Source organism: Thauera sp. WH-2 (genome assembly GCF_048321015.1).
Taxonomy (GTDB): domain Bacteria; phylum Pseudomonadota; class Gammaproteobacteria; order Burkholderiales; family Rhodocyclaceae; genus Thauera.
Genome location: NZ_JBLWFG010000005.1, coordinates 67172 through 87159 on the forward strand (window position 1 = coordinate 67172; position 19988 = coordinate 87159).

Sequence of the window (19988 nt, forward strand, 5' to 3'; positions counted from 1 at the left end):
CATTCCGGCGGGGCGCGGTCGATCCGGCGGCGCTGCGGGTACTACTTCAGCGCACGCCGAAGCCGGCATCCTCGATGGCCTGGTGGATGTCGGACTCGGACACGAGGGCGCCGTGCTCGATGCTTGCGGCGCCGGTGTCGAGCGCGATCTCGAGATAGCCGATGCCGGGCAGGTCCTGGATGGCGTTGGTCACGAGGCGAAGGCACTGCTCGTCGCGCATGCCGGTGATGGTGAGGGTGGTGGTCTGCATGGTGCGAATCCGACTGTGAGGAATGAACTGGGTTCCCCACATCTTGTCTGTGGCGGTCGGCGGCGGCAAGGCCGCCGACAGGCCGCCTGGGGGTCAGGCTGACGTGCCTGCCGCCGAATCCGCGGTGTGGTGCGCGAGTTGGCGTCGATACAGATCGGCGAGGCGTGCGGCCATCACCTGGTCGCCCCACTCGGCGGCGTGGAGGCGCGCTGCGGCGGCGAGCTGTCTGCGCAGCCGGAGGTCGGCGAGCACCGCTTCGACTTCGGCTGCGAAGCCTGCCGGGTGATCGGGCGCGGTCCGTGTGCCGCGTTGGGGGGAGAGGATGTCGGTGGTGCCCATCGCGGCCAGCGCCACCACCGGCAGCCCCGCAGCCATCGCTTCGAGCAGGACCAGGCCCTGGGTTTCGGTGCGCGAGGCGAACACGAACACGTCGGCAGCGGCGTAGCAGTCGGGCAGCCGCTTGCGGCGCTCGAGATAGCCGACAAAGCGCACCGTGCGTGCGAGCCCGTCGCGCAGCACGCGCTGTTGCAGGCTTGGCGCGGCCGGGCCTTCGCCGGCGATGACGAGCACGAAGCCCGGGTGCCGGGCGCGGAGCAGGGCGGCAACTTCAAGCAGGAAGCCGATGTTCTTCTCGTGCGCGACGCGTCCGATGTAGAGCGCCATCGGGGCGTGCTCGGGGATGTCGTACAGACGGCGGAAGTGAAGCCCGTCGCCGGCAGCGAAATCGCGCACCGGAACGCCCGTGGGCAGGATCTCCATCGGCGTATGAACGCCGTAGCCGGCGAGCCGCTCGTGCATCGCGGTAGAAGGCACGACCACGCTGTCGACCGCGTTGCACTGGGCGCGGGACACGCGCCGTGCCAGCGCGCGCAAGGCGCCAGCGGGCAGGAAGGGGGCGTAGTGGTGCAGGTACTCCTCGAAGAAGGTGTGATAGGTCAGCAGCACCGGGCGGGCGTGGGCACGTGCGGCGCGCAGGCCGGCGCGGTGGGCGGCAAAGGGGGTCTGGATGTGCACAAGATCGCAGCCGGCTGCCTCGCGCAGCGCGGCCTTGTGCATTGCGCCAGCGCGAACCAGCCGGTCTTCCGGGTCGAAGGGCAGGCGCAGGCCGGGGATGCGCACGATCCCCGGGGCTTCGGCTTCGTTGCCGTAGCGTGGCGCGATCAGGCGCACCTCGACGCCGAAGGCGGAAAGGGCGTTGCGGAAGGTCGCGATCGACGTGGAGACGCCATTCACCCGCGGAAAGAAGACGTCGGAAATCATCAATACCCGGATCATGAGTGCAGCATGCGCGGCACGTGTTACCGGGCAGTGAATTGCACAGGGTGTGATCTCGTCGACACGGTTCGCGGCGTATCGGTGCGACAATGGAATTTTTAATGCCACGGGTCGTGGCGGGCCGGCCATTGCCACCGGGTTCCGGGCCACGCCGCACCTTCTGTCCGTCAAATGAATCACCCAGAATCCATCGACTCCCTTGTCGACGAGCGTCTCCCCTTCCCCTACGCGGAGGAAGTGCGCGTCGGCAACGTCATCTGTCGTGACCTGCTCGAATGCAGCCCGGATGTTCCGCTGCACGAGGCCGCGCGTCGCATGAGCGAGCGCCGTGTCGGCTCCATCCTGGTGGTCGAAGGCGACGCCGTGCTGGGAATCTGGACCGAGCGCGATGCGCTTGCGGTGGATTTCGACGACCCCGAGACCTTCGAGCTCGCCGTGGGCGCGGTCATGAACGCTCCGGTGCGCACGGTATCCGAGGCGGTGCCGCTGCATGATCTCGCGGTGCGCTTTCGTGAGGAGCACCTGCGCCATCTGCTGGTGGTGGATGAGGACGGGCGCCGCATCGGCATCGTTTCGCAGTCCGACGTGGTGCTGAACCAGGGCATCGAGCACTACCTGAAGCTGCGCCGGATCGACTCCCTGCTCAAGGGCAGGCTCAGCGCGCTGCCGGCCTCTGCCGGCCTGGGAGAGGCGGCGCGCTGCATGCGCGAGGCCGGGCTCGATGCGGTGGCGGTGGATTTTGGCGAGCAGGCCGGCGATAGTGCCGAGGGGCGGTATGGCATCCTCACCGAGCGCGACGTGACCCGCCTCGTCGCGAGCCGCGTGAGCGATTGTCCGCTGGGTGAGCTTGCCACCCGGCCTCTGGTGGTCTGCGCCGACACCGAAAGCCTGTACCGGGTGCGTGCCCGGCTCGCCGAACGGCGCATCCGGCATATCGGCGTGCTCGGTGCCGATGGCGCGCTGATTGACCTGATCAGCTTCAAGGATATCCTCAGTGGCATGGAGCTGGCGTACGTGCACGAGCTGCAGCACGCGCTGCGCGCACGCGACCAGGCGCTGAGCAGCTCCCAGCGCAACCTGTATCTGGCAGAGAAAGTCATCGAAAGCTCGCTCGAGGGCATTCTGGTGACCGACGCGGACGCCCGCATCCTGTCGGTGAACCCCGCCTTCACGCGCATGACCGGGTATACCGCGGAAGAGGTCATCGGGCTCAACCCCTCGCTGCTGAACTCTGGCCGACAGAGCCCTGCCTTCTATGCGCGCATGTGGGAGAGCCTGCTGCAGGAGGGCCAGTGGCAGGGCGAGGTGTGGAACCGGCGCAAGAGTGGCGAGGTAAGCCCGCAGTTGCTGCACATCACCGCGATCCGCGACCGAGAGGGGCAGCTGACGCACTACGCCGCGCTGTTCACCGACATCAGCCGGCTCAAGGAGACCGAGGCGCGCATCCGCGACCTGGCCTATTACGACCCGCTCACCGGCTTGCCCAACCGCCGCCTGCTCGAAGACCGCCTGCAGGTGGAACTGGCGCATGCCGCGCGGTTGCGCTGCCGGCTGGCGGTGATGTTCGTGGACCTCGACCGCTTCAAGCGTATCAACGACAGCCTTGGCCACGAAGTCGGCGACCGGCTGCTGGTCGAGATCTCGCAGCGCCTGCGCGGCAGTCTGCGCGAGGATGATACGGTGGCGCGCATGGGGGGGGACGAGTTCCTCGTCATCCTCAACAACCTAGCCGGGCCGGACGAGGCCGCGATGATGGCGCGCCGGCTGGTGGGCGCCCTGCGTCGCCCGGTCCAGATCGAGGGCCGTGAGCTTGTGGTAACGACCAGCCTGGGGATCAGCATCTACCCGGACGATTCGCAGGATGCCAACACCCTCATCAAGTACGCGGACGTTGCGATGTACCGCGCCAAGGATGAGGGGCGCAACAGCTTCCAGCTCTTCGAGCCGGCGATGAATGCGCGCAGTCTGGAGCACCTCGCGCTCGAGACCGCCTTGCACCGTGCGCTACCACGCAACGAGTTGCTGCTGCATTTCCAGCCGCTGGTGGAGCCGGCCACGGGCAGGCCGGAGGCGGTAGAGGCGCTGCTGCGCTGGCAGCACCCCGACCTGGACCTGGTGTCGCCCGCCGATTTCATTCCGCTCGCCGAAGACACCGGGCTGATCGTGCCGATCGGCGAATGGGTGTTGCGCAACGCGTGTGAGCGTCACCGCGAATGGCGCGAGTCCGGCGGCGGATCGCTGCGCATGATGGTCAACATCTCGGCGCGCCAGTTTCGTGATGAGGGGTTCGTGGCGATGGTGGGCAGCGTCATCGCCGAAACCGGCATGCCGCCGGAGTGCCTGACCCTCGAGCTGACCGAGAGCATGCTGATGGATGCCACTGACCGTGCGATCGCCCGCCTGGAGCAGCTGCGTGCGCTGGGCGTGGGGTTGGCGATCGACGATTTCGGCACCGGCTATTCTTCCCTGGCCTACCTCAAGCGCTTCCCGATCGACGAGCTCAAGATCGACCGCCTGTTCGTGCGCGGCATCGATCGCAACGCCCGGGATGCCGCGCTGGTGTCGGCGATCATCTCGCTGGGCCACAGCCTGGGGCTGCGGGTGGTGGCCGAAGGCGTGGAGACACCCGGTCATCTGAAGGTGCTGCAGAGCGAGGGCTGCGATCTCGCGCAGGGCTTCCACTTCAGCCGGCCGCTGCCGTGGGCGCAGTTCGTGGAGGATTTTGGCGGGTCGGTCTGAGGGAGGTTCGCAGCCGGATCAAGATCCCGCTCCGCGTCCGCCTGCCGCGCTTCGTACTGCGTGCAGCTTCAGCGCGAGGAGCGGGTGTGGAACGCGCGCCTTGCCTCGCGCACGCGCGCATCCTCGGCCTCCAGGCGCCGCCACGCCGCATGCACCGCGTCCCGGCCGTAGTGGCGCTCCAGCCTGCGTACGGTGAAGTGGCCACGGCTCACGTCCTGGAAGTGGTCCATGAACATCAGGTTGATCGTCGCTCCGGCTGCTGCACCGATGCCCGGCACCAGCATGCCGGCCGCTTTCTGCGTGAGCTGTACCTTGTAGCGCGCAGCCACCATGGTGATCAGCCGCGCCAGCGCGGGCGCCCCCTCGCTGCTCAGCCCCTTCTGCGCGAAATGGCGTGCCGCTTCCGACACCGTGCCCGCCAGCGCTGCCCGTACCGCGTAGTAACCCGATTCGGCTGCGTCGTCGCTGCTCGCGTTGCCGCCGAGTGCAAACACCTCGAGCGCGGCCAGCCGCACCCGCGCATCGGAGATGTCTTCGCCCTCGCCACGCCCGATGTCCAGGATGGCCCGCATGATGAGCACCGTCGACAGCGGGATCTCCACGGTCAGCCCGGCCACGCCGAAGGCGCCGCCGCCTGCGCCGCTCACCGAGCCGAGCAGCTTGTGCAGCCGTGGCGAGGCTTCTCTGGGCGCGGGCTCCAGCGTGCGTGCGGCGGTGTCCATCGCCTTCATCAGCGCGTCATGTGCGAGCGCGCCGACCTTGCCGCGCCAGCTCGCCGGAAGTCGGGCCATGCCCTTTTCGAGCGGGCTGCCGATGAAGCTCGACAGCCGCGCGGCCAGGCTGGGCCGTTCCAGCAGCGCCCTCGCCTTGGCCAGCGCGCGCAGATCGGTGTCGGTGAGAAGGGAGGAATCGTTCATTGCGCTGCGGTTCCAGTCGGTGTGCTGCGTGGTCAGACGCACGCAAGCCGCGCGGCGTTCCCCGTGGTCAGGACGGTTTGCCCGTCTCGAGCGACTGCAGAACGGCTGCGCCCAGCACCGCGGCCGACTGCGCGCCCGAGACCGCCATGCGACGGTTGAGGATGAAGAAGGGCACGCCCTCGATCCCCTGCTTGCGTGCGCCGGCCGCCATGCGTTCGACGGCTTCGATGCTACCGCGACCGTCCAGCCACTCGCGAACCGTCTCGCTGCGCTCACCGCAACTGGCGGCGGCAATCCCGGCCAGCGTGTCGCGATCGCCGATGTCGCGGCCTTCCTGGAAGTGGGCGGCAAACAGCGCGTGTGCCAGCGTCCGGATGCGCTCAGGCTTCTGCCCCTGGGCCTGGGCGCGGTACATCAGGCGGTGTGCGTCCAGGGTGTTCGGACGCAGTGTGATGCGCTCGAAGGCGTAGTGCAGCCCGTCGGCCGAAGCGGCTTCACGCACCTTGTCGAGCGCCGCCTCGGTCTTGATCGGCCCGCCGAACTTGCTTTCGAGGAATTCGCGATACGGCTCGCCTGCGGCGGGGGTGTCCGGGTTGAGGAAGAAAGGCAGCCAGTTCACCCTGGGCTCGAGGTCGGGGCGGGATGCCTTCAGTTCCTCCAGCGCACGGTCGAGCCTGACCTTGGCAAGAAAGCACCAGGGGCAGACGAAGTCGGAAACGAGGTCGATGTTCAGGATCATGAAGGGCTCCCGGATTTCAGGGGGGCTCCATCGCATGTGCCCCCGGTTACAGGAAGCGGGCGATGAAGCAGGGCTGGGTCGGATCGGCGTCCGCGGGCAGCGGCAGCCAGACACGACGGCCGCTGCCGGGAACGCGGTCGATGGCTCCACCGTCTGCAGCGAGCAGGTGTGCGAGCGGCTGCGCGAAGTTGCCGGCGGGTTGAATGAACTCGAGCCGGTCGCCTACGCCGAAGCCGTTCTTCACCTCGACTTCGGCCAGACCGCGCGCGGCATCGAAGCCGACCACCTCACCCACCAGCAGGCTGCGGCCGGACTCGGAGTGGCCGCGCAGGTAGTTCTGGTGCTCAGGGGTCGCGTGGCGCTGGTAGAAACCGTCGGTATAGCCGCGGCTCGCCAGGCCTTCGAGCTCGCCAAGCAGGCGTGGATCGAAGGGGCGACCGGCCGCTGCATCCTCGATCGCACGACGGTAACCCTGGGCGGCTCGGGCGACGTAGTAGGGGCTCTTGGTGCGGCCTTCGATCTTCAGCGAATCGACGCCGATCTCCACCAGGCGTTGCACGTGCTCGATCGCCCGCAGGTCCCTGGAGTTGAGAATGTAGGTGCCATGCTCGTCTTCCTCGATCGGCATCAACTCGCCCGGGCGGGTGCCTTCCTCCAGCAGCCACACCTTGCTGCCGCCGATGTGGCGCGGCCCGCCACCTAAGGCGAGGTTCGTCGCGGTGTGCTGCCGGTCGCGGGTTGCCGTGCCGACCGCGCCAGCTGCCTTCGGGTTGCCGATCGGCGTGCTGCCGCAGGCCTGTACGTCGCCTGCGCCATCTTCCCCGGCTTCATGCAGTGTGTAGTCCCAGCGGCAGGAGTTGGTGCAGCTGCCCTGGTTCGGGTCACGATGATTGAAGTAGCCCGACAGCAGGCAGCGCCCGGAGTAGGCGATGCACAGCGCGCCATGCACGAAGACCTCCAGCTCCATGTCCGGGCAAGCGTCGCGGATCTCGGCGACCTCGTCGAGCGAGAGTTCGCGCGACAGGATCACACGCTTGACCCCCACCGACTGCCAGAAGCGCACTGACGCGTGGTTGGTGGTGTTGGCCTGCACCGACAAATGGATCGGCACCTCCGGCCAGCGCTCGCGCACCATCATGATCAGTCCCGGGTCGGCCATGATCAGCGCGTCGGGCTGCATCGCGATCACCGGTGCCATGTCCTCCTCGAAGGTGCGCAGCTTGGCGTTGTGCGGGTAGATGTTGGCGACCAGGTAGAACAGCTTGCCGGCGGCGTGGGCCTCATCAATGCCCGCGGCGAGTGTTTCGAGCTGACCGAAACTGTTGTTGCGCACGCGCAGCGAATAGCGCGGCTGTCCGGCATAGACCGCATCCGCGCCGTAGGCGAAGGCGGTGCGCATCATGTCCAGAGTCCCGGCGGGGGCGAGCAGTTCGGGGTGGCGCGGAGGTTTCGGCAGGGCGGGCATCGGGTGGCTGGATCGGGCAAAACGGCATTCTACCCGTGCTGCCACGGATGGCCCGCGCGGCGGCGGGCTCAATCCGTCGGCTTCGGCCAGGCGGGCAGGCGCAGATCGAGCGCGACGGCGAGCAGGCGCGAGCCGGTCGCCGCGCCAATGCCGGAAAGAGTGGAAATCGGCAGCGGCAGGCCGACCGTGTCCAGGGCGACGAAGACGCCGCATCCGAACAGCGCGCACAGCGCATAAGGGCGGTGGTCGCTGTAGACCTTGGGGACTTCGTTGCACAGCACGTCGCGCGACACGCCGCCGAAGATCGCGGTGATCACGCCCATCATCATCGCCACCAGCACCGGCATGTCGGCGGCCAGCGCGATGGTGGCACCGGAGATCGCGAACAGCCCCAGGCCGCAGGCGTCGGCGAATTCCATCAGGTGGCCGCCGAACTTGTGGCGCAAGGTCTTCAGCCACAGCGGGGTGGTCAGGACCATGGCGAGCACCAGCCACAGGTATTCCTGGCTCTGGATCCAGAAGAAGGGCCGGCGATCGAGCAGGATGTCGCGTACCGTGCCGCCGCCGAAGGCGCTGACGAAGGCGACCGAAAACACGCCGACGATGTCCATGCGCTTGCGCGTGGCCTCGATCAGGCCGGACATGGCGAAGGCGATGGTGCCGCCGACTTCGATGGCGATGAGGAAGGGGTGCAGGTTCATGGACGCTTCACGCAGATGCGGGGCTGGTCATGTCTGCATGCTAGCGCGGCTGGGCGCCGCCGTGCTTGTTCCGTCTCGTCCCAGCCAATGCAGCACTCCCTGTGCCGCAGCCACGCCGGTGGCGAAGCAGGCCGTCAGCAGGTAGCCGCCGGTGGGGGCTTCCCAGTCCAGCATCTCGCCGGCGACGAAGACCCCGGGGCAGGCCTGCAGCATCAGGTGCGCGTCGAGCGTCTCGAAGCGCACTCCGCCCGCGGTGCTGATCGCCTCGTCGATCGGGCGGGTGGCGATCAGGCGCAGCGGCAGGGCCTTGATGCCCACGGCCAGCCGTGCGGGGTCGTCGAAATCCGACTTCGCCAGGCGTTCACGCAGCAGGCCCGCCTTGACCCCCTTGATGCCAACCTGGCTTTGCAGATGGCTCGCCATGGAGCGACTGCCGCGCGGACGCCCGAGTTCGGCGGCGAGGCGCTCCGGACTGCGCCCGGGGGCCAGGTCAAGATGCAGCGTGGCGGCGCCGAGCGCGCGAAGAGTGTCGCGCAGGGGCGCAGACAAGGCGTAGATCAGCCCGCCCTCGATGCCGGTCGCGGAGATCAGGCACTCGCCGGCGCGCTCGTGCACCGTTCCGCCCGCGTCCGTGCAGCGTGCGGTCACGGATTTCAGCGGTTGACCACGGAAGCGCTCGCCGAAATGCGCGCTCCAGCCTGGGCCGGCCGCGCCGGCGACGTCGAAGCCGCAGTTTGCCGGCAGCAGCTCCGCTACGTCCGCCCCGGCGCCGCGCAGTACCGGCACCCAGGCTCCGTCCGAGCCCAGCCTGGCCCAGCTTCCACCGCCCAGTGCCAGCAGCACGGCGTCGGCTTCGACGATGCGCTCGCCGGTGGGCGTGGAAAAGCGCAGCCGCTGGTCGGGGGCCGGCCCGACCCAGCCCAGCCAGCGATGCCGCACCGCGAAGGCGACGCCGTGCGAGCGCAGACGGGCGAGCCAGGCGCGCAGCAGCGGTGCAGCCTTCATTTCGGTCGGAAAAACGCGCCCCGAACTGCCGATGAAGGTGTCGATGCCCAATTCGCGGGCCCAGATGCGCAGCGCGTCCGGGCCGAAGCGTTCGAGCATGGGCGCTATCAGCGCCTGCCGCGCGCCATAGCGCGACACGAATTTTTCCAGCGCCTCGCCATGGGTGAGGTTAAGCCCGCCGCGCCCGGCAAGGAGGAACTTGCGGCCGACCGAAGGCATGGCGTCGAAGACCGTGACGGCGAGGCCGGCCTGGGCGAGCGTCTCTGCCGCGATCAGCCCGGCCGGGCCGCCGCCGATGACGGCGACGTGCGGGCACGGGGCGAGCCCGCCGCAATGCGGGCGGACCTGCGGCCGGTCGCCGTCCGGTCGGTCAGGGCTCGACATGGGAACGTGGGGCGCGGACGGAACGGGGGGATCAGGCAAAATGGCGATGGAAGCCGGCAGGCACCGGCGCCTTCTGGCGGGCTGCGTAGTCGAAGAATACGATCCCGGTTTTGCCGCGCGCGACTTCACGCCCACTGTCGGCTTCCGACATGCGCCAGACGAGGTCGCAGCCGTGGGCGTGGAAGTCCGTTGCGGCAAGCTCGATGCGCATCACTTCGCCATGGAAGGCTTCGGAGCGGTACTGCACGGAAGCATCGGCGACGATGATGCCGTAGCCTTCCACGTCCATCTCCGAGTAGCCCATGGACTTCAGGAAGCGCGCCCGCGCTTCCGACACCACGCCGAGCAGTTGCACATGGTCGAGGTGAGCCTGGTAGTTGATGTGCGAGATCAGCAGCGGGACCTCGGTGGCGAAGGGAAACTGCGCCGGCAGTTCGATACGGATACGGGCCATGTCGGGCGGAAGCGTGAACGGAAAGAGGCCCGAGCGTACTGGTCCGGGCCTCTCGGGGGCAAGCACCGCGCGCGGGCGCGACCTTTGCGCGGGGGTCAGGCCTGCGGCGGAATGCGCAGCACCTGCCCGGGGTAGATCTTGTCCGGGTGGCTGAGCATCGGCTTGTTGGCCTCGAAGATCACCATGTACTGGTTGGCGTTGCCATAGAACTTCTTCGCGATCGCCGAAAGCGTGTCGCCGCGCGCCACGGTGTGGAACTGCGCCTCGGGCTCGGGGCGGGCAACCGACATGCGGTTTTCCACTTCGGCGACGCCTGCCACGTTGCCCGCGGCCAGCATGATCTTCTCGCGTGTCGCCTGGTCCGGAGCGGTGCCGGTGATCGTGACCAGCGACTGCGTCGCATCGAAGCTCACGCCCAGGTCGGCAGGTGCGAGCTTGAGCGCAAGGATGTAGTTGTGGATGGCCTCGGCTGCCTTTGCATTGGCAGCAGCGGGGTCGGCTGCGGGGGTTGCAGCACTGGCCGTGCCGGTGCCGAAGAGCTTTTCACCGGCTTCTTTGATGAACGCGAACAGACCCATGTGATTCTCCTGTGCTGGGGATATGCAGGATGGAGGATAAACCCCCAGCAGGCTGAAGATCCATCCAGCGCAGCATCCGCTCGCCCCGAAATGGTGCGCGCTCATCCATATTGGCTAAATCGTGCCTGTTTGATGCAGATCATGCACTGTTTTGGTGGGCTTGATGCATAATTACGGCTAACCATTGCGATGGCTTCGGGTCACACCGAGGCCATCGCGTGCGCGTGTCCGTTAGTTTTTTCGTGTCCAACCAATCCATGGGTCCAACATCATGAAATATCAGTCCCTCGAGGAGTTTCTGGCCTACGTTGAACAGCGCAACCCTGGCCAGCCCGAGTTCTTGCAGGCGGTCAGCGAGGTCATGGAGAGCCTGTGGCCCTTCATTTCGGCCAACAAACGCTACGCCGAGCACTCTCTCCTCGACCGACTGATCGAGCCCGAGCGCGTGATCATGTTCCGCGTCTCGTGGGTGGACGACAAGGGTGACGTGCAGGTCAACCGCGGCTACCGCATCCAGCACAGTTCGGCCATCGGCCCGTACAAGGGCGGCCTGCGCTTCCATCCCTCGGTGAACCTGTCGATCCTGAAGTTCCTTGCCTTCGAGCAGACCTTCAAGAACGCGCTCACCACACTGCCCATGGGCGGCGGCAAGGGCGGCTCGGACTTCGACCCCAAGGGCCGCAGCCCGGGTGAAGTCATGCGCTTCTGCCAGGCTTTCATCAGCGAGCTGTACCGCCACGTGGGGCCGGACACCGACGTGCCGGCGGGCGACATCGGCGTGGGCGGCCGCGAGGTCGGCTTCATGGCCGGCATGATGAAGAAGTTGTCGAACAACGCCGCCTGCGTGTTTACCGGCAAGGGCCTGTCCTTCGGCGGCTCGCTGATCCGCCCCGAATCCACCGGCTATGGCACCGTCTATTTCGCCGACGCCATGCTCCGTCACGCTGGCCGCGACATCAAGGATATGCGTGTTTCGGTGTCTGGCTCGGGTAACGTCGCCCAGTACGCGATCGAGAAGCTGATGGAACTCGGCGCCAAGCCGATCACCTGCTCCGATTCGAGCGGCACCGTGATCGACGAGGCGGGCTTCACCCCCGAGAAGCTGGCGATCCTCATGGAGATCAAGAACCACTACTACGGCCGCGTGGCCGAGTATGCCGAGCGCGTCGGTGCTCGCTTCGAGCCGGGCGTTCGCCCCTGGCACGTGCCGGTGCAGGTCGCCCTGCCGTGCGCGACCCAGAACGAGCTCGACGGCAACGATGCCGCCACCCTGGTCAAGAACGGCGTCGTCGCCGTGGCCGAGGGCGCCAACATGCCGAGCACCATGGAAGCCGTGAAGATCTTCGAGCACAACGGCGTGCTGTACGCGCCGGGCAAGGCCTCCAACGCCGGAGGCGTGGCCACCTCGGGTCTGGAGATGAGCCAGAACGCGATGCGCATGTCGTGGACCCGCGACGAGGTCGACGCCCGCCTGAAGGAGATCATGCTCGGCATCCATGCCGCCTGCCTGAAGTATGGCGAGCGTGAGGACGGCAGCGTGAGCTACTCCGATGGCGCCAACGTGGCCGGCTTCGTGAAGGTCGCCGACGCGATGCTCGCCCAAGGCGTGGTCTGATCGAACGTCGGCTTCAGGTCGGCAACGGTGAGAGCGGGCTTGCCCGCGAAGCGGCTCCTGATCGGACGCTGCTTTGCGGGCAAGTCCGCTCCTGCGTTCACGCGCCGGACGTGTCCGCTCATCGGATAAACTCCGGGCCGAATCCACCTCTACAGGAGCTCTCCCGATGATCCAGGCCACCATCGTCCCGGTCACCCCCTTCCAGCAGAACTGCAGCATCCTGTGGTGCGATCGAACGAAGAAGGCGGCGGTGGTCGACCCGGGCGGCGACATCGACCGCATCCTTGCGGCGATCGACAAGCTCGGGGTCAGCGTGGAGAAGATCCTGATTACCCATGGTCATATCGATCACGCAGGGGGGACGGTCAAGCTTGCGCGCGAACTCCGCGTGCCGGTCGAGGGGCCGCAGGAGGAGGATCGCTTCTGGATTGAAGGCATGCCGCAGCAGAGCCAGATGTTCGGCTTTCCCGACGTTGAATCCTTCGAGCCCGACCGCTGGCTGCATGACGGCGACACGGTCACCGTCGGCGAGGAGACGCTGAAGGTCATCCATACGCCCGGGCACACGCCGGGGCACGTCGTCTTCGTACACGAGGGCGCCCGTCTGGCCATCGTCGGCGATGTGCTGTTCGCTGGTTCGATCGGTCGCACGGACTTCCCGCGTGGCGACCACCAGACGCTGATCCGCTCGATCCGCGAGAAGCTTTTCCCGCTCGGCGACGACATCACCTTCATCCCCGGGCACGGGCCCACCTCGACCTTCGGCGAAGAGCGCGACAGCAATCCCTTCGTCGGCGCCTACGGCTGAGCGCTGTCGCTCACGGCCGGCCGCGGGCGATGGGGGCGCGCGTGTGCCCAGTCCGATTGTTCCCAGTCCAATTCCGGCGCAATATTCCCGTGTTGTGTGCGCCGTGGAAGCGCCCCGGTGCGCCTAGACAGGGAGAGTACGATGAGCAAGGACAAGAAGGGCCATCCGTGGCGGTTTTTCCGTTCGGGCGGTTTCGATCAGGTGCGTATCGAGACGGCGGACGACCTTCGCCACCTTGGCGAGCTCGACCAGAAGCTGTGGTCGGCGCTGGCCTGTCCCACTTCTGGGCTGGAGTTCGACTCCCGCACGCTGCAGTTGCTCGACGCCGACGGTGATGGCCGCATCCGTGTGCCCGAGATTGTCACAGCGGCGAACTGGGTATGCGCAGTGCTGCGGGAGCCCGAGGTACTGTTCCGTGGCGTAGACGGCCTGCCACTGGCTGCGATTGACCCCGACCACCCGGAGGGCGCTCGCCTGCTTGCGACCGCGAGGAAGGTGCTGGCCTACCTCGACAAGGCGGATGCGGAGCAGATCGCGGTCTCCGATCTGACCGACACGAGCCGGCTGTTCGCTCCCGATCATCTCAACGGCGATGGCATCGTGCCCGCCGAACTCACCACCGACGCCACCCTCGTCAGGGCCATCGGCCTGATCATCGACGGCTTCGGCTCGGCCGACGACCGTAGCGGCAAGCCCGGCGTCGATGCAGAGCGTGTCAATGCCTTCTTCGCTGCGGCGCAGGCCTTGTCCGACTGGCAGGCGCAGGCCGAGGCAGACGCGGCGACCCTGTTGCCGCTCGGCGCGGACACCGGGGCCGCTGCCGCGGTTTTCGAGGCGGTGCGTGACAAGGTCGAGGATTATTTCACCCGCTGCCGCCTCGCCGCTTTCGATGAGCGCGCGGTGACGGCGCTCAACCCGGCCGATGAGACCTACGCGAGCCTTGCTGTGCAGGCGCTCGACGCCGCTGCTGAGGGCGTCGCGGCCCTACCGCTGGCCATGGTCGGGCCGGGACGCGCACTGCCCCTCGAGGTGGGCCTGAACCCCGCCTGGGAGGCGGGTATCGCCCGCCTGCGCGATACCGTGGTGCAGCCGGTTTTCGGCGTGCGCGAGTCGCTGTCTTGGAGCGAATGGCAGGCGCTCTCCCGGCGCTTCGACGCCTACCGCGCCTGGATGGCCGCAAAGCCCACCAACCCGCTTGCGGCGATGGAGATCGCAGAGTTGCGCGTGCTGCTCGACAGCGGCGTGCGCGCTGCACTCGATGCGCTGATCCAGCAGGACCTCGGCGCCGAAACCGCTGCCGCCCAGGTCGACGCGCTCGAGCGTCTGGTGCGCTACAACCGCGACCTGGTGCAGTTGCTGCGCAACTTCGTGACGCTCAGCGATTTCTATGGAACGCGCGAGAAGGCGATCTTCCAGGCCGGTACGCTGTATCTCGACCAGCGCAGTTGCGAGCTCTGCCTGCGCGTGACCGACATGGGTCGGCATGCGGCGCTCGCACCCCTGTCCGGCACCTACCTGGTCTATTGCGACTGCGTCCGCCAGGGCGAGGCCCCGATGACCATCGTCGCAGCGCTCACCGGGGGCGATGCCGACGAGATGATGGTGCCGGGGCGCAACGGCGTGTTCTATGACCGCCAGGGGCGCGACTGGAATGCCAGTGTGGTCAAGGTGGTCGAGGCTCCGATCAGCGTGCGCCAGGCCTTCTGGTCGCCTTACAAGCGCATCGGCCGCATGATCGGCGAGCAGATCCAGAAGTTCGCCGCGGCGCGCGAGAAGGCCGTGGACGAGCGCGCTGCGGCGGGCGTTGCCGGAGCCGGCGCCAAGGTGGAGGCACCTCCGGCTCCGGCCCCCGCCCCGGCCTTCGACATCGCCAAATTTGCGGGGATCTTCGCCGCCATTGGCCTCGCGCTTGGCGCGCTGGGCACGGCGCTTGCGGCCGTGGTGTCCGGCTTCCTGTCGCTGCCTGCGTGGCAGATGCCGCTGGTCGTCGTCGGCATCGTGCTGCTGATCTCCGGCCCGTCGATGCTGCTCGCCTGGCTCAAGCTTCGCCAGCGCAACCTCGGTCCGCTGCTCGATGCCAACGGTTGGGCAGTGAACACCCGTGCGCGCATCAACATCCCCTTCGGTGCTGCCTTGACCGGGGTGGCCGCGCTGCCCGCAGGGGCCTCGCGTTCTTTGTCCGACCCCTATGCGGAGAAGGGCTCTCCCTGGGGCACCTGGATCTTCCTGCTCATCGTCGTGGCTGCTGTCGTGGCCGCGTGGCAGCAGGGTCTGCTGGCGCGCTTCCTGGGCTGAACGGCTCCCCGGTGGCATGGGGCTTCTGTCGGCCAGGATCGGCTATGCTTCGGCCCCATGCTCGCCTTCATCCAGGTCCTCACCAGTGGAATCGCGATCGGCTGTGTCTACGGCCTGGTCGCGCTTTCCTTCGTGCTGATCTACAAGGCGACCGAGACTGTCAGCTTCATGCAGGGCGACCTGCTGATGCTCGGGGCCTTTGCTGCGCTGGCGCTCCACCTGGGCCTGGGGTGGCCCTTGTGGCTCGCTGCGCCCGTCGCGGTGGCTGCCGCCGGAGCGCTGGGGGCAGCGCTGGAGCGCCTTGCCCTGCGCCGCGCGATCGGGCAGCCGCATCTGGTCGCAGTGTTGCTCACTTTCGGCCTGGGGATGATGATGCGCGGCGGTGTGGCCTCGGTGCCGGCCGCAGCGCAGGATACCTATCGCCTGCCCTTTGCCGCGGATACGGTCGCGTTTGGCCCGCTCGTGCTGGCTTCCAGCCACCTCTGGGTCGTGGGCGCCACATTTCTCCTCGCAGGCGCGCTTGCGGCTTTCTTCCATCACACGCGCACCGGGCGCGTGCTGCGTGCCTGCTCCGAGGATGCTCGTACCGCGGCGCTGCTCGGCTGGCCGGTGGCGCGCATGCACACGCTGGCCTGGGGGCTGGGTGCCGCGGTGGCGGCGGTCGCCGGACTGCTGCTTGCGCCGGTGACCTTCGTGCACCTGAACATGGGGTTCATCGCGCTCAAGGCGTTCCCCGCCGCAGTGCTGGGCGGACTCACCAGCCTGCCTGGGGCGCTGCTGGGCGGCGTGTTCCTGGGCGTGGTCGAGGCGGTCGCCGGTCTGGTGCTGCCGGAAGGCGTCAAGGACATGGTGCCGTATGCGCTGCTGTTGCTTGCGCTGCTGCTGTTTCCGCAAGGGTTGGGTGCTGGGCGTGCGGCCCGCGCCAGCGTGTGAGACCGAGGGTGCGGGGCGCACTGCTTCCTGCTTCATGCCGGCGCATGGATGTGCGTGACGTGGCGCGCGCGGCGCTGCCGTGGGCGCTGGTGGCCCTGGTGGCGGGGTTGGCGCTCGGTGTCGACTACGCGCTAGGCAAGGCCACCTTGGTGCTGACCTATGCGATCGCAGGCCTGGGTGTGGTGATCGTGGTTGGCCAGGCGGGGCAGATCGCGCTCGGTCAGGCAGCCCTGGTAGCGCTGGGTGCCTACACCCAGGCGGTGCTGGTGCGTCATGGCGTGCCGGCTCTGCTGGCGGTGCCGGCGGCGGTGCTGGCCGGGGCGCTGGGCGGTGTCCTCGCGAGCCTGCCTGCGCGCCGCCTCGGCGGGCTCTATTTCGGCATGAGCACGCTCGCCTTCGCGCTCATCGTCGAGGAGGGCCTCGCTCGCTGGGAGTCGGTTACCCATGGTGCGGCGGGCATGGCGGTCGGGACCTTCGGTATCTTCGGCTGGCAAGCTACTACGACAGCGGCGCAGGCGCTGGTGAGCCTGGCTGCGCTGTTGCTGGCGCTGCTGGCCTGCCGGCGCCTGCTGGATCTGCATCATGGTCGGGCGTGGCGGGCGGTGCGCGACGATGAGGCGGCAGCAGCGGCCTGTGGCATTTCGCCCGCAGCGACCAAGATGCAGGCCTTTCTGGTCGGCGGTGCGCTGTCGGGGTTGGCAGGCGCGCTGTACGCGCACTGGATCGGCTTCATCAGTCCGGAGCAGTTCGGCCTGGTGTTCTCCTTCGAGCTGCTGATGCTCGCCTTCATTGGTGGTGCGCGCCGGCTGGCAGGCGCAGTGTGGGGGGCGCTGGTGATCGTCGCCATTCCGCCGACCATTGCGCTGCTGCGCGATCTGCTGCCGGGAGAGTGGGCGCGTGCGGCAGGGCTCGAGATGGTGGCCTTCGGCGCGGTGATCGTCGCCGTGGTGCTGCTGCGCCCGGCCGGTCTCGCCGGGAAGGATTGAGCGCGGCGCTTGAATTTTGCGTTGCAGCAGACGATAGTTAGAACTTCCCTGCAACGCCCTTTCCGGAGCCCGAACGCGATGAGTGCCTGGAGTTGTCCCCACGATCTGAACGGAATCTGCCAGCGGGTACGCGGCGCGATCTGCGAACCCGGCATGCGTGGCTGCGAACTCGAAGGCAAGGTGCGTTTTGCCCGCGAGGAGCTGAACCAGCCGAGAAAGCCGGTGAAGGCGCCCGTTGCCGACGTCCGGCCCGAGCGCACGCAGGCCAGCAAGGCCGCGCCCGCGCCGCGCCGCCGTCTGCCCTTCTGAGCGTGGCATGCGTACCGGTACTTCGCCCCACTTCGCCTCAGCTCGTCTCCACTTGCTTCCAATTGCCTCCACTCGCAGCAGCTTTCGGAGCAGGTCCTTCATGAGCCTCCTGCGCCGCCTTGCGCTTCCGCTCTTCGCCAGCCTTTCCATGCTGAGCTCGGCCCCGGCTGTCGCAAGCGACGAAGACATCGTCGTCGGCACCATTTCCGACCTCTCGGGCCCGATTGCCATGCTCGGCGTGCCGGTGCGTGACGGCATGCTGATGCGCTTCGACGAGGTTAATGCCGCGGGCGGTGTGCACGGCCGGCGCATCCGGCTGGCAGTCGAGGATGCCGGCTACGACCCCAAGCGCGCAGTGCTCGCCGCGCGCAAGCTGGTGCAGCACGACCAGACCTTCGCCTTCATCGCCAACATGGGCACGCCCGTGGTGATGGCCACGATGCCGATCATCGTCGATGCGGGCCGTCTGCACCTGTTCCCGTTCTCGCCGCACCGGGCGACCTACGAGCCGCTGCATCCGCTCAAGTTCCAGAACTTCGCGCCCTACTACGATTACATGAAGGCCGCGACCGCGCACATGGTGCGCGAGAAAGGCTATGCGCGCGCCTGCCTGCTGTACCAGGACGACGACTACGGTCTCGAGGTCATGAAGGGCGTGGAAGCCGGGCTGAAGCAGCAGGGGCGCGAACTGGTCGAGCGCACCAGTTACAAGCGCGGCGCGACCGACCTCTCCAGCCAGATCGCGCGACTGCGTGCAGCGCGATGTGAGTTCGTGGTGCTCGCCACCGTGGTACGCGAGACGGTGGCTGCGATGGCCGAGGCGCGCAAGATCGGCTGGGAGGTGGACATGCTGGTCACCGCCTCGGGCTATTCGGCGCAGACCCACGAACTGGGCGGCGACGCGGTGGAGGGGCTGTACGGTGTTTCGGTTCTGCCTCACCCTTACGCCGAAGGCGCCCGCCCCGAGCTTGCCGACTGGATCACGCGCTATCGCGCACGCTTCAACGCCGAGCCCAATGTCTGGAGCGTGATGGGCTATACCCTGGCCGACCTCTTCGTGCGTACCGCCTCGGCCACCGGACCCGCGCTCACGCAGGAAGCCTTCGCGCGCACGCTGGAGCGCATCACCTTCCCGCCTGACTTCTTCGGCAGCCCGGCATACCGCTTCAGTGCGGAAGACCACCTCGGTAACCGCCATGGTCGTCTTGCGCAGATTCGAGGTGGGCGCTGGGTTCCCATCACCGACTATCTGGAATGATCCGGTGAACGCGCCCGCCACCGTCACCGTTGCCTTCACGGGGGCTTCCGGCCTGCCCTACGGGGTGCGCCTCGTCGAGTGCCTGCTGCAGGCCGGCTGCAAGGTGTGGCTGCTGTATTCGCAAGTGGCACAGATCGTCGCGCGCCAGGAGATGGACTGGCAACTGCCTGCGCGCCCGGCCGAGGTCGAGGCCGAGCTGTCCGCGCGCTTCCATGCCGCGCCGGGCCAGTTGAGGGTGTTCGGCCGCGAGGAGTGGTTTGCCCCGCCGGCCTCCGGTTCCAACCCGCCGGACGCCATGGTGGTCTGTCCGTGTACGATGGGCACGCTGGCCTCGATCGCCAATGGTCTGAGCCAGAACCTCATCGAGCGTGCCGCCGACGTGGTCATCAAGGAAGGCCGCAAGCTGGTGCTGGTGCCGCGCGAGACGCCGTATTCGGCCATCCATCTGCAGAACATGCTCGAACTTGCCCGCCTGGGCGTGTGCATCCTGCCGCCCAACCCGGGTTTTTACCACCACCCGCAGACGGTGCAGGACCTGATCGATTTCGTCGTTGCGCGCATCCTCGACCAGCTCGGCGTGCCGCATGCGCTGGTGGCTCGCTGGGGCGAGGCGCGTATCGGGCCGGTACAGGCGTGCTGAGCCTGGCGCTGCGGCGCCACTGGAGAACACCATGAGCGAGGTCTGTGAGCGACTGCCCCTCTTTCCCCTCAAGACCGTGCTTTTTCCTGGTGGCGTGTTGCCGCTGCGCGTCTTCGAGCCGCGTTACATGGACATGGTGACGGGCTGCATGCGTGAGGGCGGCAGCTTCGGCGTGTGTCTGATCGCCGCTGGCGAGGAGGTGGGCGAGACGGCGGTCCCGCACCCGGTGGGCACCGAGGCGTGTATCGAGGCCTGGGACATGGAGCAGGCCGGTGTGCTGAGCCTGGTCACGCGTGGCGGGCGGCGTTTCCGTGTCGAAGATCACGAAGTCGAGCGCGATGGCTTGCTGGTGGCGCGCGTGCGCTGGCAGGATGAGCCGCCTTCCGGGGGCGTTCCCGAGGCGCAGGCCGAGGTGCTGCCGCTGCTGCGCGCGATCGTGGCCGAACTCGGCGAACGCCTGCCGCCTCCGCACCGCTTCGACGATCTGGCCTGGGTGGGCGCGCGCTATGTGGAGTTGCTGCCGATTCCGCTGCTCGCCAAGCAGAAGCTCCTGGAACTGGATGATCCCCTGAGTCGTCTGGAGATCGTGCAGAAGTTCCTGCGCGAGCATGGCCTGCTTTCGAACACCGCCTGAGGG

Annotated in this window: 19 protein-coding genes; 10 read left to right on the forward strand and 9 right to left on the reverse strand. The window is 67.7% G+C overall.

Translation table 11 applies throughout. The annotated features are described in order from the left end of the window. Positions 1-46: 46 nt before the first annotated feature. Together ACNKW1_RS09960 and ACNKW1_RS09965 are read right to left on the reverse strand one after the other, a co-directional pair. Positions 47-250, reverse strand: a complete 204-nt coding sequence (locus tag ACNKW1_RS09960) for a heavy-metal-associated domain-containing protein (protein ID WP_418364425.1) — start codon at positions 248-250, stop codon at positions 47-49. Between the two features lie 93 nt (positions 251-343). After that, positions 344-1525, reverse strand: coding sequence for a glycosyltransferase (locus ACNKW1_RS09965; protein WP_418364426.1), 1182 nt, complete (start codon positions 1523-1525; stop codon positions 344-346). 171 nt (positions 1526-1696) lie between these two features. On the opposite strand from ACNKW1_RS09965, the gene ACNKW1_RS09970 reads away from it, so the two are divergent. Further along, a complete protein-coding gene (locus ACNKW1_RS09970) occupies positions 1697-4264 on the forward strand; it encodes an EAL domain-containing protein (protein WP_418364427.1) in 2568 nt (855 codons plus the stop codon). A gap of 68 nt (positions 4265-4332) precedes the next feature. Here the strand turns inward: ACNKW1_RS09970 and ACNKW1_RS09975 are convergent, their stop codons facing one another. The 7 genes from ACNKW1_RS09975 to lysM all read right to left on the reverse strand — a co-directional run bounded on the left by ACNKW1_RS09975 (position 4333) and on the right by lysM (position 10507). After that, positions 4333-5181 (reverse strand): EcsC family protein, encoded by an 849-nt coding sequence (locus ACNKW1_RS09975; RefSeq protein WP_418364428.1) that lies wholly within the window; start codon positions 5179-5181, stop codon positions 4333-4335. A gap of 67 nt (positions 5182-5248) precedes the next feature. Then, positions 5249-5920 (reverse strand): DsbA family oxidoreductase, encoded by a 672-nt coding sequence (locus tag ACNKW1_RS09980; RefSeq protein ID WP_418364429.1) that lies wholly within the window; start codon positions 5918-5920, stop codon positions 5249-5251. Between the two features lie 46 nt (positions 5921-5966). Further along, complete coding sequence (gene yegQ / locus ACNKW1_RS09985; protein WP_418364430.1) at positions 5967-7385, reverse strand: tRNA 5-hydroxyuridine modification protein YegQ; 1419 nt, start codon at positions 7383-7385, stop codon at positions 5967-5969. Positions 7386-7453: 68 nt separating this feature from the next. Beyond that, entirely contained in the window at positions 7454-8086 is a 633-nt protein-coding gene (locus ACNKW1_RS09990) for a trimeric intracellular cation channel family protein (RefSeq protein ID WP_418364431.1), read from the reverse strand. A gap of 27 nt (positions 8087-8113) precedes the next feature. After that, positions 8114-9475, reverse strand: a complete 1362-nt coding sequence (locus ACNKW1_RS09995) for a TIGR03862 family flavoprotein (protein ID WP_418364432.1) — start codon at positions 9473-9475, stop codon at positions 8114-8116. Positions 9476-9506: 31 nt separating this feature from the next. Then, complete coding sequence (locus ACNKW1_RS10000; RefSeq protein ID WP_418364433.1) at positions 9507-9929, reverse strand: acyl-CoA thioesterase; 423 nt, start codon at positions 9927-9929, stop codon at positions 9507-9509. 95 nt (positions 9930-10024) lie between these two features. Further along, on the reverse strand, positions 10025-10507 hold the full coding sequence (gene lysM / locus ACNKW1_RS10005) for a peptidoglycan-binding protein LysM (RefSeq protein ID WP_418364434.1): 483 nt from the start codon (positions 10505-10507) through the stop codon (positions 10025-10027). A gap of 271 nt (positions 10508-10778) precedes the next feature. Between lysM and gdhA the strand changes: the two genes are divergently transcribed. The 9 genes from gdhA to ACNKW1_RS10050 all read left to right on the forward strand — a co-directional run bounded on the left by gdhA (position 10779) and on the right by ACNKW1_RS10050 (position 19985). Next, positions 10779-12122, forward strand: a complete 1344-nt coding sequence (gene gdhA, locus ACNKW1_RS10010; RefSeq protein WP_418364435.1) for an NADP-specific glutamate dehydrogenase — start codon at positions 10779-10781, stop codon at positions 12120-12122. Positions 12123-12288: 166 nt separating this feature from the next. Continuing rightward, positions 12289-12930 carry an MBL fold metallo-hydrolase gene (locus ACNKW1_RS10015; RefSeq protein WP_418364436.1) on the forward strand — a complete coding sequence of 214 codons (642 nt, stop codon included), beginning with the start codon at positions 12289-12291 and terminating at the stop codon, positions 12928-12930. Positions 12931-13071: 141 nt separating this feature from the next. Continuing rightward, positions 13072-15225 carry a hypothetical protein gene (locus ACNKW1_RS10020; protein ID WP_418364437.1) on the forward strand — a complete coding sequence of 718 codons (2154 nt, stop codon included), beginning with the start codon at positions 13072-13074 and terminating at the stop codon, positions 15223-15225. Positions 15226-15282: 57 nt separating this feature from the next. After that, a complete protein-coding gene (locus tag ACNKW1_RS10025; RefSeq protein ID WP_418364438.1) occupies positions 15283-16158 on the forward strand; it encodes a branched-chain amino acid ABC transporter permease in 876 nt (291 codons plus the stop codon). 44 nt (positions 16159-16202) lie between these two features. Next, complete coding sequence (locus ACNKW1_RS10030; RefSeq protein WP_418364439.1) at positions 16203-17144, forward strand: branched-chain amino acid ABC transporter permease; 942 nt, start codon at positions 16203-16205, stop codon at positions 17142-17144. 78 nt (positions 17145-17222) lie between these two features. Continuing rightward, positions 17223-17453, forward strand: coding sequence for a hypothetical protein (locus tag ACNKW1_RS10035; protein ID WP_418364440.1), 231 nt, complete (start codon positions 17223-17225; stop codon positions 17451-17453). A 100-nt stretch (positions 17454-17553) separates the two neighbouring features. Continuing rightward, positions 17554-18711 carry an ABC transporter substrate-binding protein gene (locus tag ACNKW1_RS10040; RefSeq protein ID WP_418364441.1) on the forward strand — a complete coding sequence of 386 codons (1158 nt, stop codon included), beginning with the start codon at positions 17554-17556 and terminating at the stop codon, positions 18709-18711. A 4-nt stretch (positions 18712-18715) separates the two neighbouring features. Continuing rightward, positions 18716-19351: a flavin prenyltransferase UbiX gene (locus ACNKW1_RS10045; protein WP_418364442.1), complete on the forward strand. Its 636-nt coding sequence runs from the start codon at positions 18716-18718 to the stop codon at positions 19349-19351. A 31-nt stretch (positions 19352-19382) separates the two neighbouring features. Next, positions 19383-19985, forward strand: a complete 603-nt coding sequence (locus ACNKW1_RS10050) for an LON peptidase substrate-binding domain-containing protein (protein ID WP_418364443.1) — start codon at positions 19383-19385, stop codon at positions 19983-19985. Positions 19986-19988 lie beyond the last annotated feature (3 nt).

What these genes read in the sequence shown, in the direction of transcription:
- ACNKW1_RS09960 (WP_418364425.1), bottom strand. Translation starts at nt 250, where the DNA reads ATGCAGACCACCACCCTCACCATCACCGGCATGCGCGACGAGCAGTGC.
- ACNKW1_RS09965 (WP_418364426.1), bottom strand. Translation starts at nt 1,525, where the DNA reads ATGATCCGGGTATTGATGATTTCCGACGTCTTCTTTCCGCGGGTGAAT.
- ACNKW1_RS09970 (WP_418364427.1), top strand. Translation starts at nt 1,697, where the DNA reads ATGAATCACCCAGAATCCATCGACTCCCTTGTCGACGAGCGTCTCCCC.
- ACNKW1_RS09975 (WP_418364428.1), bottom strand. Translation starts at nt 5,181, where the DNA reads ATGAACGATTCCTCCCTTCTCACCGACACCGATCTGCGCGCGCTGGCC.
- ACNKW1_RS09980 (WP_418364429.1), bottom strand. Translation starts at nt 5,920, where the DNA reads ATGATCCTGAACATCGACCTCGTTTCCGACTTCGTCTGCCCCTGGTGC.
- yegQ (WP_418364430.1), bottom strand. Translation starts at nt 7,385, where the DNA reads ATGCCCGCCCTGCCGAAACCTCCGCGCCACCCCGAACTGCTCGCCCCC.
- ACNKW1_RS09990 (WP_418364431.1), bottom strand. Translation starts at nt 8,086, where the DNA reads ATGAACCTGCACCCCTTCCTCATCGCCATCGAAGTCGGCGGCACCATC.
- ACNKW1_RS09995 (WP_418364432.1), bottom strand. Translation starts at nt 9,475, where the DNA reads ATGTCGAGCCCTGACCGACCGGACGGCGACCGGCCGCAGGTCCGCCCG.
- ACNKW1_RS10000 (WP_418364433.1), bottom strand. Translation starts at nt 9,929, where the DNA reads ATGGCCCGTATCCGTATCGAACTGCCGGCGCAGTTTCCCTTCGCCACC.
- lysM (WP_418364434.1), bottom strand. Translation starts at nt 10,507, where the DNA reads ATGGGTCTGTTCGCGTTCATCAAAGAAGCCGGTGAAAAGCTCTTCGGC.
- gdhA (WP_418364435.1), top strand. Translation starts at nt 10,779, where the DNA reads ATGAAATATCAGTCCCTCGAGGAGTTTCTGGCCTACGTTGAACAGCGC.
- ACNKW1_RS10015 (WP_418364436.1), top strand. Translation starts at nt 12,289, where the DNA reads ATGATCCAGGCCACCATCGTCCCGGTCACCCCCTTCCAGCAGAACTGC.
- ACNKW1_RS10020 (WP_418364437.1), top strand. Translation starts at nt 13,072, where the DNA reads ATGAGCAAGGACAAGAAGGGCCATCCGTGGCGGTTTTTCCGTTCGGGC.
- ACNKW1_RS10025 (WP_418364438.1), top strand. Translation starts at nt 15,283, where the DNA reads ATGCTCGCCTTCATCCAGGTCCTCACCAGTGGAATCGCGATCGGCTGT.
- ACNKW1_RS10030 (WP_418364439.1), top strand. Translation starts at nt 16,203, where the DNA reads ATGGATGTGCGTGACGTGGCGCGCGCGGCGCTGCCGTGGGCGCTGGTG.
- ACNKW1_RS10035 (WP_418364440.1), top strand. Translation starts at nt 17,223, where the DNA reads ATGAGTGCCTGGAGTTGTCCCCACGATCTGAACGGAATCTGCCAGCGG.
- ACNKW1_RS10040 (WP_418364441.1), top strand. Translation starts at nt 17,554, where the DNA reads ATGAGCCTCCTGCGCCGCCTTGCGCTTCCGCTCTTCGCCAGCCTTTCC.
- ACNKW1_RS10050 (WP_418364443.1), top strand. Translation starts at nt 19,383, where the DNA reads ATGAGCGAGGTCTGTGAGCGACTGCCCCTCTTTCCCCTCAAGACCGTG.